Genomic DNA, 14,324 nt, shown 5'->3' on the forward strand with positions numbered 1-14,324 from the left:
CACCGCCGTCGAAGAGGAAGTTACGGCTTTGCGATGTCGTAGACGCCGAGGTCGTCGGCGTTCGGGGTCGACTTGAGGGTGCCGGTGCCGGCGAGCAGTTTGATCATCGCCTCCACCCGCACCCGGTCGAGCTTTCCGGCCTGCCCGCCGTCCACCAGGACGTACGGCCGCATCTCGGTGAGTTCGGCGGCGGCGACCTTCTCGTCGGCCGTCCGGTCGTGCTTCTTGAGCAACTGGGCGGCCTCGTCGGGGTGTTCCACCGCGTAGACCAGGCCCTTGACCAGCGCCGCCGTGAACTTCTCGACCTGGGCGCGGTCGCTGTCCAGCTTCGTGGCGGAGACCAGCAGGCCGTTGCCGTACAGGTCGGGCAGCTTGTCCGCGTACGGCAGCATGGTGACGGTCTTGCCGCCGGCCGCCTTCTCCAGCAGCGGCTTGCCGGCGGCGAACTGGCCGATCGCGTCCACCGAGCCGGCGGCGAGCAACTGCGGCAGCGACTGCGGCGAGGACGGGACGAACTTCACCGACTTCGGGTCGATGCCGGCCGCCTTGGCGTACGCCGGGAAGATGATCATGTTGGTGGAGCCGGAGCTGTCCGCGATGCTGGCGCCGGACAGCTTCTCCGGTGAGTCGATCGCCTTGTCCAGGGAGGCGATGCCGGCCATCGACTTCTGGTGGATGGCGGCCACCGCGCGCACCGGCATCTTCTCGTTGGCCATCGTGGTGATGACCCCGGAGAGGTCGCCGGTGCCGTAGTCGGCCTGCCCGGACCCGATCAGCTTCATGACGTCGACGGTGCCGGTGCCGGGCTTGATGGTGACGTTGAGCCCGGCCTCCTTGAAGTAGCCCTTCTCCAGGGCGACATAGGCGTAAGAGTCCCGACCGAACGTCCCGAAGGAGGTCAGGTAGGTGACGGAGGCGGCATCGGGGGAGTCGCTCTTCTCCGAGCCACCACAGCCGGAGACGGTGAGTGCGAGGGCCGCCGCGGCGACAGCCGCGACGAGACGGTTACGACCTGACATGGGACCTCCTGCGTGGGCAGGATTTATCAAATGTCAAACTTCCCCACCCGTCAAGACCTCGTTTTGGTAACGCCGGTCGGCCCGCCACCCTGCCAGGCCTGCGGAGGGACGGGATGACGAAAGCCAGGCAGTGGGTCACCCCGATCCGCGTGGACGCCGAACCCCGGCTCCGGCCGGTCTCACTCGCCGTCGGCGTCCTCGATGCGGATGCCCAACGCCCCGGCCAGGGTGTACGACAGGGCGGCGAGGTCCTGCTGGGCCACTACCGCCCCGGCCATGCTCGTCACCCCGCCGATCCCGGCCAGGACGCAGTTGGCGAACCGGGTGCCCGCCAGCGTCGCCTGGGAGAACTGCGCACCGGTCAGGTCGCAGTCGGTGAACCGGGCCCCGCGCAGGTCCGCGTTCTGGAAGTCCGCCCGGGTCAGGTTGCACCCCTCGAACGCCACGCTGGAGAAGTTCGTGAACCGCCACGACGACAGGTCCAGCCGGCAGTCCGAGACCGTCACGTCCCGCACCGACCCGTTGATCCACTGCACGCCCGTCATCCGCACCGTCGACAGCCGCACCCGCAGCAGCGACGACTTCTCCGCCCGCAGGTTCGCCAGGTTCGTGCTCTCGAACAGGCAGTCGGTGAACCTCGCCCCCTCCAGCCCGGCCCCGCTCAGGTCCGTCCCCCTGAACCGGCACTGCGCGAACTCGACCCCGTCCGCCGACCGCCCCGACAGGTCGAGGTCAAAGAAGCCCAGCCGGCGGAACGTGGCCTCGTCCTCGACGACGGCACCCTCGACGGTGGCCAGCTCCAGCGACACCGGCGGCTTCGGCCGCACCGGCGCCCGCCACCGACCAGCAGCACCACCACGCGACGATCGCACCACCATCCCCGCACGCTAACCGAGACCCCGCGGCCCGGGGGCCGCCGGGCCGGGGCGCCGGAGCGCCGGGTCACACCCCCAGTCGCGCGGCGGCGAGGGCGGTGCCCTCGACCCGGGCCCGCACCTTGGCCCAGGCGGTCTCCCGCGAGGTCGACACGTCGTCGCCGAACGGCGCGAACCCGCAGTCGTCGCAGGTGCCGAGCCGCTCCGGCGGGATGTGCTCGGCGGCCCGCAGCACCCGGTCCCGCACCTGCTCCGGGGTCTCCACCACCGGGTCGATCGGATCGGTGACGCCGACGAAGACCGTCTGCTCGGAGCCGACGTGCTCGGCGATCGTCCGCAGCACCCGTTCCTGGTCGGGCTCGCTGGCGAGCTGCACGTAGAACACCCCGGCGTGCAGCGCGAACAGGCTGGGCAGCAGCTCCGCGTAGTCGACGTCGGCGCTGTGCGTCGAGTCCTGGTCGCCGCCGGGGCAGGTGTGCACCCCGATCCGGGCCCGTTCGGCGTGGGTGAACCGGTCCAGGACCCGGTTGTTGAGCGCGACGAACGAATCGAGGATCCCCTTGGACGGGTCGAGCTTCACCGAGAGCCGACCCTCGGTGAAGTCGAGCTGCACCCGGTGCGCGCCCGCGTCGAGCGCGCCCCGGATGTCCGCCTCCGCCTCGTCGACGAGGTCGTCGAGGAACGCGTCCCGGTCGTACCCCGGGATGCCGTCCTGGGGGTAGAGCAGGCTCAGCGCGGACGGCGCGATCACCGCCTGCTTGACCGGCACGCTGGCGTGCCGCTGCGCGGTCCGCAGGTACTCCGCCGCGTGGGTCGCGTAGCGGAACGGCCCGCCGGTCAGGCGGGGCAGCCGCCGGGTGTGCCCGTCGGCGAACGGGATGACGACCCCGTCCGGGGCCAGGTTGCCGAGGCCGTCGACCGGGTACGTGGCGAAGCTGGGTTTGCGCTGCTCCCCGTCGGTGACCACCGGGGAGCCGAGTTCCTCGAAGCGGGCGACGGTGTCCCGCACCGCCCGGTCGTAGAGCGCGTCGAGCGCGGCGTGGTCCAGCCGGCCTGCGGCGTGCTCGGCGAGGCCGGCGAGGAGTTCCGGCGCGCGGGGCATACTGCCGATCGGTTCAGTAGGAAGGCCCATGCCCCGAAAACATATAGACGAAAGTAGATCAATGCAACATCCGTCCGCGAAGGTGCCCGGCGGCGGCACCCGGTCAGGGCCGGTCGGTGAGCCGACCCTCCTCGGCGAAGAGCGTCCAGACGCAGGCGGTCGAGTGGTCGCGCCAGGGGACGTAGGACGTCGCGGGCGAGACCGCCTCGATCGCGTCGAGGAGTCGCCGCACGGTGCCGGCGACGAAGAGCGTCGCCCCGCGCCCCGCGACCGCGCCGGCGCGCAGGTACGCGGTCTCGACCCGGAACCTGATCACGTCGCCGGCGCGGATCTGCTGGGTGCCCTCGCCCCTGAGGTTGAACCCGAACAGCCCGGAGAAGCCGTCCGGGGCCGCCCGTTCCCCGGAGCCCGGCCCGACGCCGGCGAGACCCACGTTGGTGGGTCGCGGCATCGGCGCGGCCTGACCGACCGGCGCGTAGGCGTTGCCGGTGAGCCGGGCGGCCCCGGCCGCAGCCGCCGGCAGGCCACCTCGGACGGTCATCCGGGTCGGCTGCCCCGACCCGTCCAGCAGGTCGGTCCGGCCGGTCGGCGAGCCCTCGTGGTCGAAGGGCCGCGAGTGCTGCCCACCGGCGGCGTGGGCGTCGTCGACCAGCACGTGGCACAGCGGCCCGGCGGGCCGGGGCGCGTCGGGCCGGTCGAAGAGGTCGTTCGCCAACACGCGCAGCAGGGCGGCGGTCGGCCGGGGGCCGAGCAGCAGCGCGCCCCCGGCCTGCCGCCGCGGCTCGCGCCGCCCGTCGGCCGCCAGCGTCACCGCGCCGCGGAGCGCGGCCTCCGTCAGCAGGTCGGCCACCGGTAGCTCGGCGATCCGGTTGCCGCGCCGCGCCGCCCACAGCCGGGTCCGGCGCTGCCCCTGCCGGACCTCGACCAGCAGCCGGGCCTCGATCCGGGTCAACGAGAAGGTCCGTGGGGCGTGGTCGGACCGGGCGAACACCTCGGTGTGCTGTTCCTCGACGATCAACGCGTCGGCGACGGCGACCCGGATCCCGAGCCGTTCGCCGACCGCTTCGGCCGCCTCGCGCACGGACCGCCAGAACGCGGCGAGCGGCCCGTCCGGATCCCGCAGCCCGTGGTCCACGAACCGCTGGTCGTCCCAGTCGGCTTCCGGGTGCAGGGCAGCCGCGTCCCGGTAGGGACGCCCGTACCGGAGCATCTCGCGCGCCTCGGCGAGGGTGCCCGGCGCGGTCGCGGCGGACAGGTGGTCCACCCAGAGATGCACCTCGCGGCCGGCGCGGGCCAGCCGGACCAGCGTCGGCGCCGCGCCGGTGACGGCCGCGCCGGAGCGGACCCGGCCGGCGGTGATCCGGTGCTTGCGGCGGCTCAGCCGCGACGTGCGGACTTCGAGAGCCTCGCCGGCGCGGGCCGCCCCGGACAGCAAACCGGCGGCGCGCAGGGCGGGCGGCGGCGCGTCGCTCATCTCAGCACCACCAGTCGGTGCTGTCGAAGCGCATGGTCGGCGAGTACAGGCCGATGAGCACGGACTGCCCCTGCTTGCCGCACGTCACGTTGTCGCCCTCGACGTCGTCGGCGATGCCGACGAGCCTGCGCAGCGTGCCCCGGGCGTCGCCGTGGAGGTTGACGTCCCTGAGCGGCTGCCGCCCGCCGCCCGGCGTCAGGTAGTAGCCCTCGGCCGCGGAGAAGCAGAAGTCCCCGCGCGCCGGGACGGTTTCGCCGGAGCTGAGCGCCGACACGTAGAGCAGCCCCTCCGGCGGCACCTCGCAGAGCCGGTCCACCCCGTCGGGGCCGGGCAGGACGACCGTGTTGGTGGCCCGGGGCAACGAGGCCCTCGTGTAGTCCTGCCGCCGGCCGTTGCCCGTGGAGCCGGCCGCGTCCGGGTACGCCGCGAGCAGGTTCGTCAGCCGGCCGACCAGGACCCCGTCCTGGACCAGCGTCGTACGGGCGCCCGGCTGGCCGTCGTCGTCGACGCCCAGGCTGCCGATGCCGCCGGGTACGCCGGCGTCGTCGACCAGCCCGAGCGGCGCGTCGCACAGCGGCCCGTCCGTCATGGCCGACACGAGGTGGGTGTGCTTCTCGAAGTTGTCGGCCTCGACGGCGTGCCCGATCAGCTCGTGCAGAAGGGCCGCGCCCGCCTTCGGGGCGAGCACGACCGGGGTCCTGCGGTGTCCCAGGTTCCGGGCCGGGAGCAGTCCCCGCGCCCGGCGGACGGCGTCCCGGGCGATCGCGTCCACGGACTCGACCAGCTCGCCGACCGGGGTCTCGGCCCCCCAGTCCGGGCGGCTCCGCCGCGTGAACGAGCGAGCCACCGTGTCCGCGCCGACGGCGGTCGCGGAGCAGCGCTGCCGGCCACCGGACACCGGCGACGCCGCCCGGACCCCACGGGTGTCCACGACGACGCGGTACCGGTGGAAGTAGTCCTGGATCAGGTCCAGCCGCACCGGCTGCGCCCCTGCGCACCACCGACCGGCGAGACCGGCATCCGCGACCGCCGGCCAGGGGGATGGCGGACCCGGGACCGACCGGAGGCGCGGGATCGCCGGCGGGACCCGTGGACCCGTCGGGCAGACCAGCGCGAGCTGCCGGGCCAGGGCCTGCGGCTCCGCGAGCGGCGCGGAGCCGAACCACCACGAGTCGCGGTACCGCAGCAGCAGGCCCACCCCGGACCGCCGGGCCAACACCGAGCCGGTCTCCACGGCCGCCCCGTCCCGCACCGCGCAGTCGAGCCGGATGTCCGCGGTGACCTCGACGAACGCCTGGGCGTACTCCGCGCCGAGGCGCGTGCCCTCCCCGCACCAGTGCTCGGCCACCCCGAGCAGCTCGTCCGTGAGCCGGTCGGCGTCGGTGGTCAGCGTCACCGGAACAGGTCCCTGGAGACCAGCCCGCGCTGGTGGAGCAGGGCCAGCAGGTCCCGGGCCCGCTGGGCGCCGAGTGGCTCCTCGGCGGCGGTGGACACCCGCGCCGACAGGTGCACCGCCGCATCGACGATCTCGTCCTCGTCGCGGCCGTTGCTCAGCGCCCAGACCAGCGCGACGTCCGGCTTCACCACCACCTGTCGCTGGAGCTCGTTGTTGAGCAGCACGCCCTCGGTCAGGTGGATGGTGTTGTAGTGGGGATTGCGGCGGTACGGCCCCTTGCCCAGTTCCCAGAACGGCCACTCGGCGACCGCGGGGCTGTTCCAGCCGAGCAGTTGCGCCGCCGCCATCAGGGTCTGCTGGAAGGCGACGAAGTCCCGGAAGGCCGCGTCGGAGCCGGGCCGCGCCCAGGCGCCGCACTGCCAGTCGAGGAACTGGTCCCACGGGAAGGCGTCGCCCAGCGACCGGCGCAACTGGCGGTGCACCCACTTGGACCCGAGATAGAGATCCCCCGACGCGGTGCTCACCGCCTTGCCGGCACAGACCATGACGCTCTGCCCGACCAGGCCGGCGGACGCGTGGTCCCCGTCCTGCCACGCCCCCCGGAGGTCGGACAGGTCCCCGTTGGCCCTGAGCGCCCAGGTGGACAGCGCCATCTGCCGGAGCCGGTCCTCGGCGGCGGCGAGCGCGCCCAGCAGCCGTTCGAGCTCCGGCGACGTCTTCACCACCTCGATGTCCCGCATGCGGATGAGGAAGTCCAGTTCCCCGTCGGACAGCGCGCCGTGCCGGAGCCGCTGCCGCGAGCTGTCCCAGCCGGCGAGCTTGCGCAGCGCGCCGTCCACCCAGGAGATCGAGTAGTCCTCGATGTCGACGCGTACGTCGCCGACGCGCCTCTGCCGGGCGGCGCCGTCGTCGACAGCACCCGACGACAGCACGAACACGTCGACGTCGCTGGTCGGGCTGCCCAGTCCGGCGGTCAGGCTGCCCGCCAGGTAGACGGAGTCGACGTGGGTCTCCTGGGCGACCTCCTGAGCGGTGGACATCGCCTTCGCCAGCTTCTCTTCGCGGTAGCTCACATCAGTCCCTTGAAGCTCGGGGTCGGGGTCGGGGACGCGGCGGCTGGCCGCGCCCCCGAGCTGTGCCTTACACGTCCACCACGTCCACGACGTCGGCCACGTCGACCACGTCCGTCACGTCCACGACGTCGGCCACGTCGACGGCGTCCACGGCCTCGGCCTCGACCTGGTCGGCGACCTCCGCCTCGACGTCACCGAACTCCTTGATGTCCTCCATGCTGTTCACCTCCCCCATGGGATCGATGGCAACCCCGCCTGCGGGCAGGGAGATCGAGGTGCGGACCTCGGCTTCAGTCCGAAGGGCGACGACGCAGCGCGAACCGCACGACCAGGACCCCGGCGGCGGCCCAGCAGGCCCCCGTGACCAACTCCGCGAGCACGCTGTCGGCGAGGTGGCCGAGGCCCGGACCGGCCCGTACGGAGGACATCAGGTGGCTCAGCGGGAACGCCGACGCGGCGGGACGCAGCAGGCCCGGAAGCTGGGCCGGGGCGAGCAGCACGCCGGAGAAGAGGATCATCGCCAGCACGGCGATGTTGGGCCACAGGAAGGTGTCCCGGACGCGCAGGTTGAGCCCGGCGACCACGAGGCCAGTCCCGAAGGCGCTGACCAGCGCGAGCAGCAGGAGGACCGCGAACACGTCGATGGGCAGCAGCAGGTTCCGGTACAGCGCGGAGCAGACCAGGTAGGTCAGGAAGCCGCTGACGAAGCCGTCGGCGAGGTGCGGGAGGGCCCGCTGGCACACGGCGCCCAGGATGTTCTGCGGGGAGGCCAGCCAGATCGGCATGGTGCCGAAGTTGCGCTCGTTGCCGACGGCGAGCGCCATCCCGTAGATCACGGCGTGGGCGCCCGCGAGCAGGCTGGTGCCGACGAGCGTGGGCCCGAGCGGGGCACCGTAGTGCGACGTGGTCGCGGTGAAGACGACCGCGATCCCGATCGGCCGCACGATCCGGGAACTCAGGTAGCCGAGCGGGTTCAACCAGGTGAACAGGGCCCGGTAGGACAGCGCGGCGCCACGCAGCAGATCGCTCATCGTCATGCCTCCAGCGACAGGGACTGCCGCCGCGCGGACCGCTCCAGCAGCCGGATCAGGCCGACGACGGCGACGGCGGCGACGACCGACAGCAGGCAGCCGAGCAGCAGGTGGCCGGTGCCACCGCCGCGTACCCAGGCCATCACCTGGCTCTGCGGCAGGACCCAGGCGGGGGCGCGCAGCACGGCGGGCAGCGCGGACACCGGCGCCAGCAGGGCGCTCAGCGAGAGCACCAGCCCGACGATGCCGTTGGTCATCCCGGGCGAGAACGGGAAGCGCAGCACGACGAAGCCGAGCAGCCCCATCACCGACGTCGTGGCGACCGCGAGGACCGCCGTTCCGACGAGCCAGCGGGGCCAGTCGAACCGGGGCGCCAGCCCCCACATGGCCACCAGGAAGACCAGCGTCCCGGGGATCGAGAGCAGGGACTGCACCCCCATGCCGAGCAGCCGGCCCAGGACGATCGGCGCGAGCCCGCCCGGGCTGCCCAGCGCCGGTTGCAGGGTCTTCCAGCTCTTCTCGGCGAGAAAACCCAACGTGACCAGCACGACCAGGGCGTCGAGGATGCCGAGGCCGGCGACCCCGACCGCGAGTTCCGCGTCGGTCCGGCCGCCCCGGTAGCTGTGCAGGACGTACGCGAAGACGCAGGGCAGCGCCACACCGGAGAGCAGCGCCAGCGGGTTCAGGCCCTGCATGCGGAGCTGGTCGACGGCGGCCCGCAGCGCCGTTCTGACCATCATGGCCGGCCCGCCATCTCAGAGGGCGGTTTGAAGGTTTAGGTCCGTTTCGAGGTGAGGGTGAATACGCCGGGTTCGTCTTCGGTCAGGACGTTGCGGTGGACCATTCGTTTCAGCTTCGCTCGGGTGCTCTCGACGTGGTTCGGTGAGGGCTCGACGTCGAGTGCGATGCAGACGGCTTTGGCGCGCATGCCGGCGGGCGCGGTGGTGAGGACGTCCAGGATCTGCTGGTAGGGGGCGCTGGCGATCGTCGGGTCGTCGGCGGTGAACTCGGCGGCGGTGAGGGCGCGCAGGGTCGTGCGGGTGGTCGTGAGTGCGGCCAGTTCGCCCTCGACGCGGGTGAGTTCGGTGGTGAGGGCGGTGATCTGCTCGCGTAGCCGGTCGGCCGTGTGACCGGCGGTGGCTTCGCGTGCGGTGATCAGGTCGAGGATCACGGTGAGGTTCACCGGTGCCGCCAGGACGGCGTGCTGGTGCCGGTCAGCCGACGCACGATGGTCACCATCGACGCCCACAATGTTCGGGACACGGCGGATTCTGGGCGGCTCTCGTACTCGCGGACGAGACGGCGGTGCAGCATCAGGGTGCCGTAGGTCTGTTCCACGATCCACCGCTTGCGTACCGGCACGAACCCGGGGCGGGTGTCGGATCGTTTGACGACCTCGACGTCGACCCCGAGGACGGCGCCGTGCAGCGCGAAGTCCTGTTTGAAGCCGGCGTCGACCCAGGCGCGGGTGACCGTCGGGGTGTGTTCGACGACTTGGTCGAGCAGCCGTATGCCGATGGCGTTGTCGGTGACCGACGCGGCGGTCACCACGACCGCGATGATCAGACCGAGGGTGTCCACGGCCAGGCCACGCTTGCGGCCGGACACCTTCTTCCCGACGTCCTTACCAGTCGTGGCGGCCGGGACATGGTTCGCCGCCCGGACCGACTGGCTGTCCAACACGACCGCGGTCGGATCCTCCCGACGGCCGGCCTTCTCCCGTGCCTGGCACCGCAGCAGATCATGGATCGCCTGGTCGGTGCCGTCGTCACGCCACAGCGCGAAGTAGTAGTAGGTCGCCGACTTCGGCGGCAGGTCATGCGGCAGGTACGCCCACTGACAACCCGTCCGGTTCTGGTAGAGGATCGCGTTCACGATCTCCCGCAGGTCGTAGTCCCCCTGATGCCCCGAGACCGAGACCCGCTTGGCCTTCCACGCCCACAGGAACGGCCCGATCAGCGCCCACTGCGCGTCGGTGACATCACTGGGGTATGGCTTCCGATCACCCATGACCGGGCTAACGCCGCCCGGCCCCGAAGGTCACGACCGCGATTCACATTCCATGGCATCGAGGTTCGGCTATCAACGTCGTACCCGATCAAAGGCCCTCAACCGGACGCACGGCATAGATCAACTCGAAGATTCTCGAACCGCCCTCTCAAGGAACACCTCTTCCAGCGACGGCGAGCTGACGGAGACGTTGGCCGCCTGTGCGCCGAACCGGTCGAACGCCCACCGCACGGCCTCCGCCCCGGAGCGGACCCGCAGCCGGGTCACCCCGTTGTCGTGCGCGACGTCCAGCAGGCCCGGACACGACCGGCAGTCCGGCGCCGGCACGTCGTCGTTCCAGACGATCTCGACGGTGTGCCCCAACCGTTCGGCGGCCCGCACCCGAAGCTGCGCCGGCGTCGCCTCGGCGTGGACCGCGCCGCCCTTCATCAGCACCACGAGGTTGCTGAGGTCCTCGGCCTCCCGCATGTCGTGGGTGGTGAGCAGGACGCTGCGGCCGTCGGTGGCCAGCTTCCTGACCAGGGCACGCATCGACCTGGCCGACTGCGGGTCCAGGCCGGCGGACGGCTCGTCGAGGATCAGCACCGGCGGGTCGTGCAGGAGCGCCCGGGCCAGGTGCACCCGCTGCTTCATCCCCCTGGAATACGTGCCCACCAGGTCGCCGGCGCGGTCACCGAGGTCCACCAGGGACAGCAGCTCCCTGACCCGCCTGTCGAGCGACCGGCCGCGCAGCCCGTACATCAGGCCGAAGAAGGTCAGGTTCTGCGCCGCGCTCAGCCGCGGGTACAGGCCGCTGTCGCCACCCAGGCTGACGCCGCAGGCCAGGGCGGCGCGGCGCCGGTGGCGGGCCACGTCGTACCCGCCGACGGAGGCCTCCCCGGAGGTCGGCACCAGCAGGCCGGTCAGCATGCGGACGCTGGTCGTCTTGCCGGCGCCGTTCGGTCCCAGGATCGACACCACCTCACCCCGGCCCACGGTGAGGTCCAGGCCGACGACCGCCACCCGGACGTTCCCACCGCGATCGGTGAACTCACGCCTGAGACCTCGGGTTCGGATTCCCGGATCCTTCTCCATCACCCTGTCCTTAATCGCCGAGGCATTGCGTCGGCTGGTGGTCGATCGGTGGCTCCGGGCACGTGCGGTGGTTCGTCCCGGGGCGGCCGGAACCGCTCGGGCGCCGGCGACGGGATGCCCGGCGGCCACCTGCGGCCCGCCACCCGGGGCACGGGCGTCCGCTCGCCGCCGCGCCTCAGCGCCGGTCGGCGACCACCGTGCCCGTGCGGAGGACGATGCCGGCCCGGGAGGGCTTCATCGCCTGGTTCTCGCGCACGAGCCTGAGGTCCCACCCGAGACGTTCGTAGAAGCGCGGGACGAGACCATCCGCCACGAGCGGCCCCCGCCCGTCGATTTCGAGGCAGTACTTCACGATGTTGCGCCCGTGCGGCGCGGTCCACCGGACGTACCCCTCCAGCGCCCGGAGCTGGTCCCCGGCCGGCACCTCCTCCAGCAGGCCGGAGCTGAGCACCAGGTCGAACGGCCGGGGCCGCGCGCCGAGGACGAGGAAGTCGCCCTGCTCGACGGCGAGGCGGACCCCCTGCGCGGTCGCCGCGTCCCGGATCCGGGCGGCCCCGGAGGACGTGTACTCGATCGCGGTGACGGCGTACCCCATCCGCGCCAGCGGTACGGCGTACCGCCCGTTGCCCGACGCGACGTCGACGGCGGTCGCCGCCCCGCGCGCCGCCAGGAACTCCTCGGCCAGCTCGACGACCCGCTCCGACGGCGGGCCGAAGTCCTGGTCCCGCTGCGCCCAGAACTCGTCCCACCACTGGGCGGGGCGCGACGGGTCGGGCGGCCACAGCGCGACACGGGTCGTCATGCGCGGGCTTCCGCCGGCGCCCGTCCCGACGCGCCCCGGACGACCGCGAGGGCCTGACGCACGACGTCCTCGACCTCCGGCCCGGTCATCGGCTGCATCCGGGTGTCGCCGGCCCCGCCCTCGTGCAGCCAGCTCTCGCTGGTCGTACGGTCGAACCAGACCGCGCGTTCCTTCATCACCGGGCCGCGCAGGATGACCGTCACCGCCGACGAGTCGGCCGCCAGCGAGTGCACGACCGTGTGGTCGAGGGTGTAGATCTCGCCCGGCTGGACGACCTGGACGCAGGTCGGCTTCAGGTCGGGCGGTGGTGCCACCTCGTCGTGCCAGGGGCCGTAGAGGTACTGGGTGTATCCGCCGCGGAGCATCAAGCTCGTGAACGTCCACCGATGGTTGTGCGGCAGGTCCAGGTACCGGTCCTTGAACAGGTGCAGCCGGAGCCGGACGCCGCTCGCCGGGTCGTCGAAGAGGACGAGCTTGTCCAGGCTCCTCAGGTGCTCGCATCTCGCGGCGAGGTCCGGCCGATCGGGCACCTGCTCCAGCAGCTCCGCCAGCGCGCCGCCCGCCGCCAGCTCGGTGAGCACCGCGGACGCCTCCGGGTGGACGCGCTCGGCGTCGCGCCAGTCGATCCCGGCGATCCGGCGTTCCCAGTCCTGCATGTCTCCGCTCCTCACCACGCGGTCCCGTCGAGCGCCGACGAGAGGGGCTCCAGGTAGTACTCACTGATCAGCGCGCCGGACGCCGCGACACGGGCGACCGGCGACAGGTCGGCCGAGGGCCGCGCGGGCCGGGCCGGGGCGGCCCCGCCCGACGTCGGCGGGGCGTCGGCGGGGTGGAGGGCGTGGACCGCGTCCACCGCGAGTCCCGCCGCGAGCGCCGCCGCCAGGCGCGGGTGGCCGTCGACGAGGACCCACGCGGGCGGCGCGCCGGTCACCGCGGCGAGCGCTCCGTTCCGGCCGGCCGCCGCGAGCCAGCTCGCCGGATCGGCGTCGGCCGGTGGCGCGAGGTGCCCGATGCCGGCCCTCAGGCACGCGTCGAGCTGCGCCGAGTTCTCCCGGTCGGGGGTGCAGACCAGCGTCACCGGGGCGCCGAGTTCGCGGCCCCGCACGCCGAGCTCGCGGGCCTCCGCCACGCCCATCCCGGCGAGCCGGTCGCCCAGGTCCCACCAGACGACGCCGCGCCACGGCCCGCGCGCGAAGGCCACGGGGTCGACCGACGCGAGCGAGGGCTCGGTCACCACGAGGTCGCACTTGCGCCGCAGCCAGCTCCGGTAGCGGCGGCCGGCGTCCCGCGCCTCCCACCCGTCGGCCCAGCCGAGGAGCGGCTCCGCGCCGTCCCCGGCCACAGCGAGGGCCGAGACGAGCGGTCGCCCACCGGCCGGCGGGAGGAGGTACGGGAAGAGGTACGGCAGGTGCCAGGCGAGGATCTCGTTGCGCAGGACGCCTGAGCGGACCTCCGTGCCGGCCGCGCGCACCCGGTCGAGGCCGATCCCGTGGACGCGCGGGTTCGGGTCCCGCAGGCCGGCGACGCAGCGCGCGAAGCCGCAGGACGCGACCAGGTCGGCGCACGGCGGCTGCTTGCCCCAGTGCGCGCACGGCTCCAGCGTCGTGTAGATCGTCGCGCCGCGCAGCAGCGCACGGTCGGCGACGTTGTCGATGGCGCAGCGTTCGGCGTGGCGCTGGCCGTACGCCTCGGTCGCCCCGGTGGCGATCAGGACGCCGTCCTTGACGATCACCGCCCCGACGGTGGGGTTCGGGCTCGCGCGTCCCTCGGCCGCCATCGCGGCCAGCAGCGCCCGGCGCATCCAGTACGCGTCCCCGGCGTCCTCCCGATCGGGCGGCGGCGAGGGGTCGACGGCGCCGAGGATCGCGTCCACGATGCCGCCGAGGCCGTAGCCGGGCGCGAGGACGAAGCTCGACGACGGCGCCCGGCGCGGAACGGGGTCAGTCGAAAGCCTTGCCAGGCGTTCCGCCGTGGAGCTTTCCGAAGTCATACGTCCCCTCTTTCCCCTCGTCGTAGTCCTCGTGGTAACTGACGAGCTCCATGATGTTCCCCTCGGGGTCGCGCACGTAGATTCCGCGCCAGCCGTTCCACCGGTGGTTCGCGGTGTTCGTCTCGATCCCCGCCGCCGCGAAGTCGCGCAGCACCTGGTCGTAGTCCTTCGGCGCGATCGTGAGCGCGAAGTGGTGCAGCGTCGAGTGCTGCGGTTCGAGCCCCGTCCACCTGACGGTCGGGTGGTTCGGCGGGAGACCCGGGCCGAACAGGGTCAACGTCTGGATCTGGCCGTGCACGCCATCGGCGATCTTCAGGGCGGCCACGTCGTTCGCGAAGCGTCGCAGGATCGGCAGCCCGATCCTGCCGTGGTAGAAGTCGATCATCGCGTCCATGTCGCGGACGCGAATGGCGACCTCGCCGATCGCGTGGACCTCGAACGTTCTCGCAGTGACTTCGGTCATTGTTCGACGCCTTTC

Annotated in this window: 16 protein-coding genes; all 16 read right to left on the bottom strand. The window is 72.7% G+C overall.

The genetic code is table 11. The features are described 5' to 3' along the window. Positions 1-20: 20 nt before the first annotated feature. The 16 genes from OOK41_RS30595 to OOK41_RS30670 all read right to left on the bottom strand — a co-directional run bounded on the left by OOK41_RS30595 (position 21) and on the right by OOK41_RS30670 (position 14,309). Positions 21-1,019, bottom strand: a complete 999-nt coding sequence (locus tag OOK41_RS30595; RefSeq protein ID WP_266267577.1) for an ABC transporter substrate-binding protein — start codon at positions 1,017-1,019, stop codon at positions 21-23. A 179-nt stretch (positions 1,020-1,198) separates the two neighbouring features. Next, positions 1,199-1,897: a pentapeptide repeat-containing protein gene (locus OOK41_RS30600; RefSeq protein ID WP_266267578.1), complete on the bottom strand. Its 699-nt coding sequence runs from the start codon at positions 1,895-1,897 to the stop codon at positions 1,199-1,201. A gap of 64 nt (positions 1,898-1,961) precedes the next feature. Beyond that, positions 1,962-3,026: a cobalamin-independent methionine synthase II family protein gene (locus OOK41_RS30605; protein WP_266267579.1), complete on the bottom strand. Its 1,065-nt coding sequence runs from the start codon at positions 3,024-3,026 to the stop codon at positions 1,962-1,964. A gap of 73 nt (positions 3,027-3,099) precedes the next feature. Continuing rightward, positions 3,100-4,470, bottom strand: a complete 1,371-nt coding sequence (locus tag OOK41_RS30610; RefSeq protein WP_266267580.1) for a metallopeptidase TldD-related protein — start codon at positions 4,468-4,470, stop codon at positions 3,100-3,102. A 1-nt stretch (position 4,471) separates the two neighbouring features. Further along, positions 4,472-5,866: a TldD/PmbA family protein gene (locus OOK41_RS30615; RefSeq protein ID WP_266267581.1), complete on the bottom strand. Its 1,395-nt coding sequence runs from the start codon at positions 5,864-5,866 to the stop codon at positions 4,472-4,474. Next, the gene (locus OOK41_RS30620; protein WP_117668680.1) at positions 5,863-6,939 is read right to left on the bottom strand and encodes a nucleotidyltransferase domain-containing protein; all 1,077 of its coding nucleotides are present in this window, start codon (positions 6,937-6,939) and stop codon (positions 5,863-5,865) included. Before OOK41_RS30620 ends, OOK41_RS30615 begins: the two co-directional genes overlap by 4 nt. Before the next feature lie 67 nt (positions 6,940-7,006). Beyond that, positions 7,007-7,165: a hypothetical protein gene (locus OOK41_RS30625; RefSeq protein ID WP_266267582.1), complete on the bottom strand. Its 159-nt coding sequence runs from the start codon at positions 7,163-7,165 to the stop codon at positions 7,007-7,009. A 64-nt stretch (positions 7,166-7,229) separates the two neighbouring features. After that, entirely contained in the window at positions 7,230-7,970 is a 741-nt protein-coding gene (locus OOK41_RS30630) for an ABC transporter permease (RefSeq protein WP_266267583.1), read from the bottom strand. Positions 7,971-7,972: 2 nt separating this feature from the next. Next, complete coding sequence (locus OOK41_RS30635; RefSeq protein ID WP_266267584.1) at positions 7,973-8,710, bottom strand: hypothetical protein; 738 nt, start codon at positions 8,708-8,710, stop codon at positions 7,973-7,975. A gap of 35 nt (positions 8,711-8,745) precedes the next feature. Beyond that, positions 8,746-9,153, bottom strand: a complete 408-nt coding sequence (locus tag OOK41_RS30640; protein WP_323136249.1) for a hypothetical protein — start codon at positions 9,151-9,153, stop codon at positions 8,746-8,748. Further along, entirely contained in the window at positions 9,150-9,980 is an 831-nt protein-coding gene (locus OOK41_RS30645; RefSeq protein ID WP_266267586.1) for an IS5 family transposase, read from the bottom strand. Before OOK41_RS30645 ends, OOK41_RS30640 begins: the two co-directional genes overlap by 4 nt. A gap of 120 nt (positions 9,981-10,100) precedes the next feature. Continuing rightward, positions 10,101-10,982 carry an ABC transporter ATP-binding protein gene (locus tag OOK41_RS30650; RefSeq protein ID WP_266267587.1) on the bottom strand — a complete coding sequence of 294 codons (882 nt, stop codon included), beginning with the start codon at positions 10,980-10,982 and terminating at the stop codon, positions 10,101-10,103. Between the two features lie 247 nt (positions 10,983-11,229). Further along, complete coding sequence (locus tag OOK41_RS30655) at positions 11,230-11,856, bottom strand: bifunctional 2-polyprenyl-6-hydroxyphenol methylase/3-demethylubiquinol 3-O-methyltransferase UbiG (RefSeq protein ID WP_266267588.1); 627 nt, start codon at positions 11,854-11,856, stop codon at positions 11,230-11,232. Beyond that, complete coding sequence (locus OOK41_RS30660) at positions 11,853-12,512, bottom strand: hypothetical protein (RefSeq protein WP_266267589.1); 660 nt, start codon at positions 12,510-12,512, stop codon at positions 11,853-11,855. The genes OOK41_RS30655 and OOK41_RS30660 overlap by 4 nt, the downstream gene beginning before the upstream one ends. 11 nt (positions 12,513-12,523) lie before the next feature. Beyond that, a complete protein-coding gene (locus tag OOK41_RS30665) occupies positions 12,524-13,846 on the bottom strand; it encodes a bifunctional diaminohydroxyphosphoribosylaminopyrimidine deaminase/5-amino-6-(5-phosphoribosylamino)uracil reductase RibD (RefSeq protein WP_266267590.1) in 1,323 nt (440 codons plus the stop codon). After that, on the bottom strand, positions 13,797-14,309 hold the full coding sequence (locus OOK41_RS30670; RefSeq protein ID WP_165878116.1) for a VOC family protein: 513 nt from the start codon (positions 14,307-14,309) through the stop codon (positions 13,797-13,799). The genes OOK41_RS30665 and OOK41_RS30670 overlap by 50 nt, the downstream gene beginning before the upstream one ends. Between the last annotated feature and the right edge of the window lie 15 nt (positions 14,310-14,324).

This window comes from Micromonospora sp. NBC_01655, assembly GCF_026339755.1.
In the GTDB taxonomy this organism is placed as follows: domain Bacteria; phylum Actinomycetota; class Actinomycetes; order Mycobacteriales; family Micromonosporaceae; genus Micromonospora.

Excerpts from the sequence above, each read along its gene's own strand:
- OOK41_RS30595 (WP_266267577.1), bottom strand. The coding sequence starts at position 1,019 with ATGTCAGGTCGTAACCGTCTCGTCGCGGCTGTCGCCGCGGCGGCCCTC.
- OOK41_RS30600 (WP_266267578.1), bottom strand. The coding sequence starts at position 1,897 with ATGGTGGTGCGATCGTCGCGTGGTGGTGCTGCTGGTCGGTGGCGGGCG.
- OOK41_RS30605 (WP_266267579.1), bottom strand. The coding sequence starts at position 3,026 with ATGGGCCTTCCTACTGAACCGATCGGCAGTATGCCCCGCGCGCCGGAA.
- OOK41_RS30610 (WP_266267580.1), bottom strand. The coding sequence starts at position 4,470 with ATGAGCGACGCGCCGCCGCCCGCCCTGCGCGCCGCCGGTTTGCTGTCC.
- OOK41_RS30630 (WP_266267583.1), bottom strand. The coding sequence starts at position 7,970 with ATGAGCGATCTGCTGCGTGGCGCCGCGCTGTCCTACCGGGCCCTGTTC.
- OOK41_RS30635 (WP_266267584.1), bottom strand. The coding sequence starts at position 8,710 with ATGATGGTCAGAACGGCGCTGCGGGCCGCCGTCGACCAGCTCCGCATG.
- OOK41_RS30645 (WP_266267586.1), bottom strand. The coding sequence starts at position 9,980 with ATGGGTGATCGGAAGCCATACCCCAGTGATGTCACCGACGCGCAGTGG.
- OOK41_RS30655 (WP_266267588.1), bottom strand. The coding sequence starts at position 11,856 with ATGACGACCCGTGTCGCGCTGTGGCCGCCCGACCCGTCGCGCCCCGCC.
- OOK41_RS30660 (WP_266267589.1), bottom strand. The coding sequence starts at position 12,512 with ATGCAGGACTGGGAACGCCGGATCGCCGGGATCGACTGGCGCGACGCC.
- OOK41_RS30665 (WP_266267590.1), bottom strand. The coding sequence starts at position 13,846 with ATGACTTCGGAAAGCTCCACGGCGGAACGCCTGGCAAGGCTTTCGACT.
- OOK41_RS30670 (WP_165878116.1), bottom strand. The coding sequence starts at position 14,309 with ATGACCGAAGTCACTGCGAGAACGTTCGAGGTCCACGCGATCGGCGAG.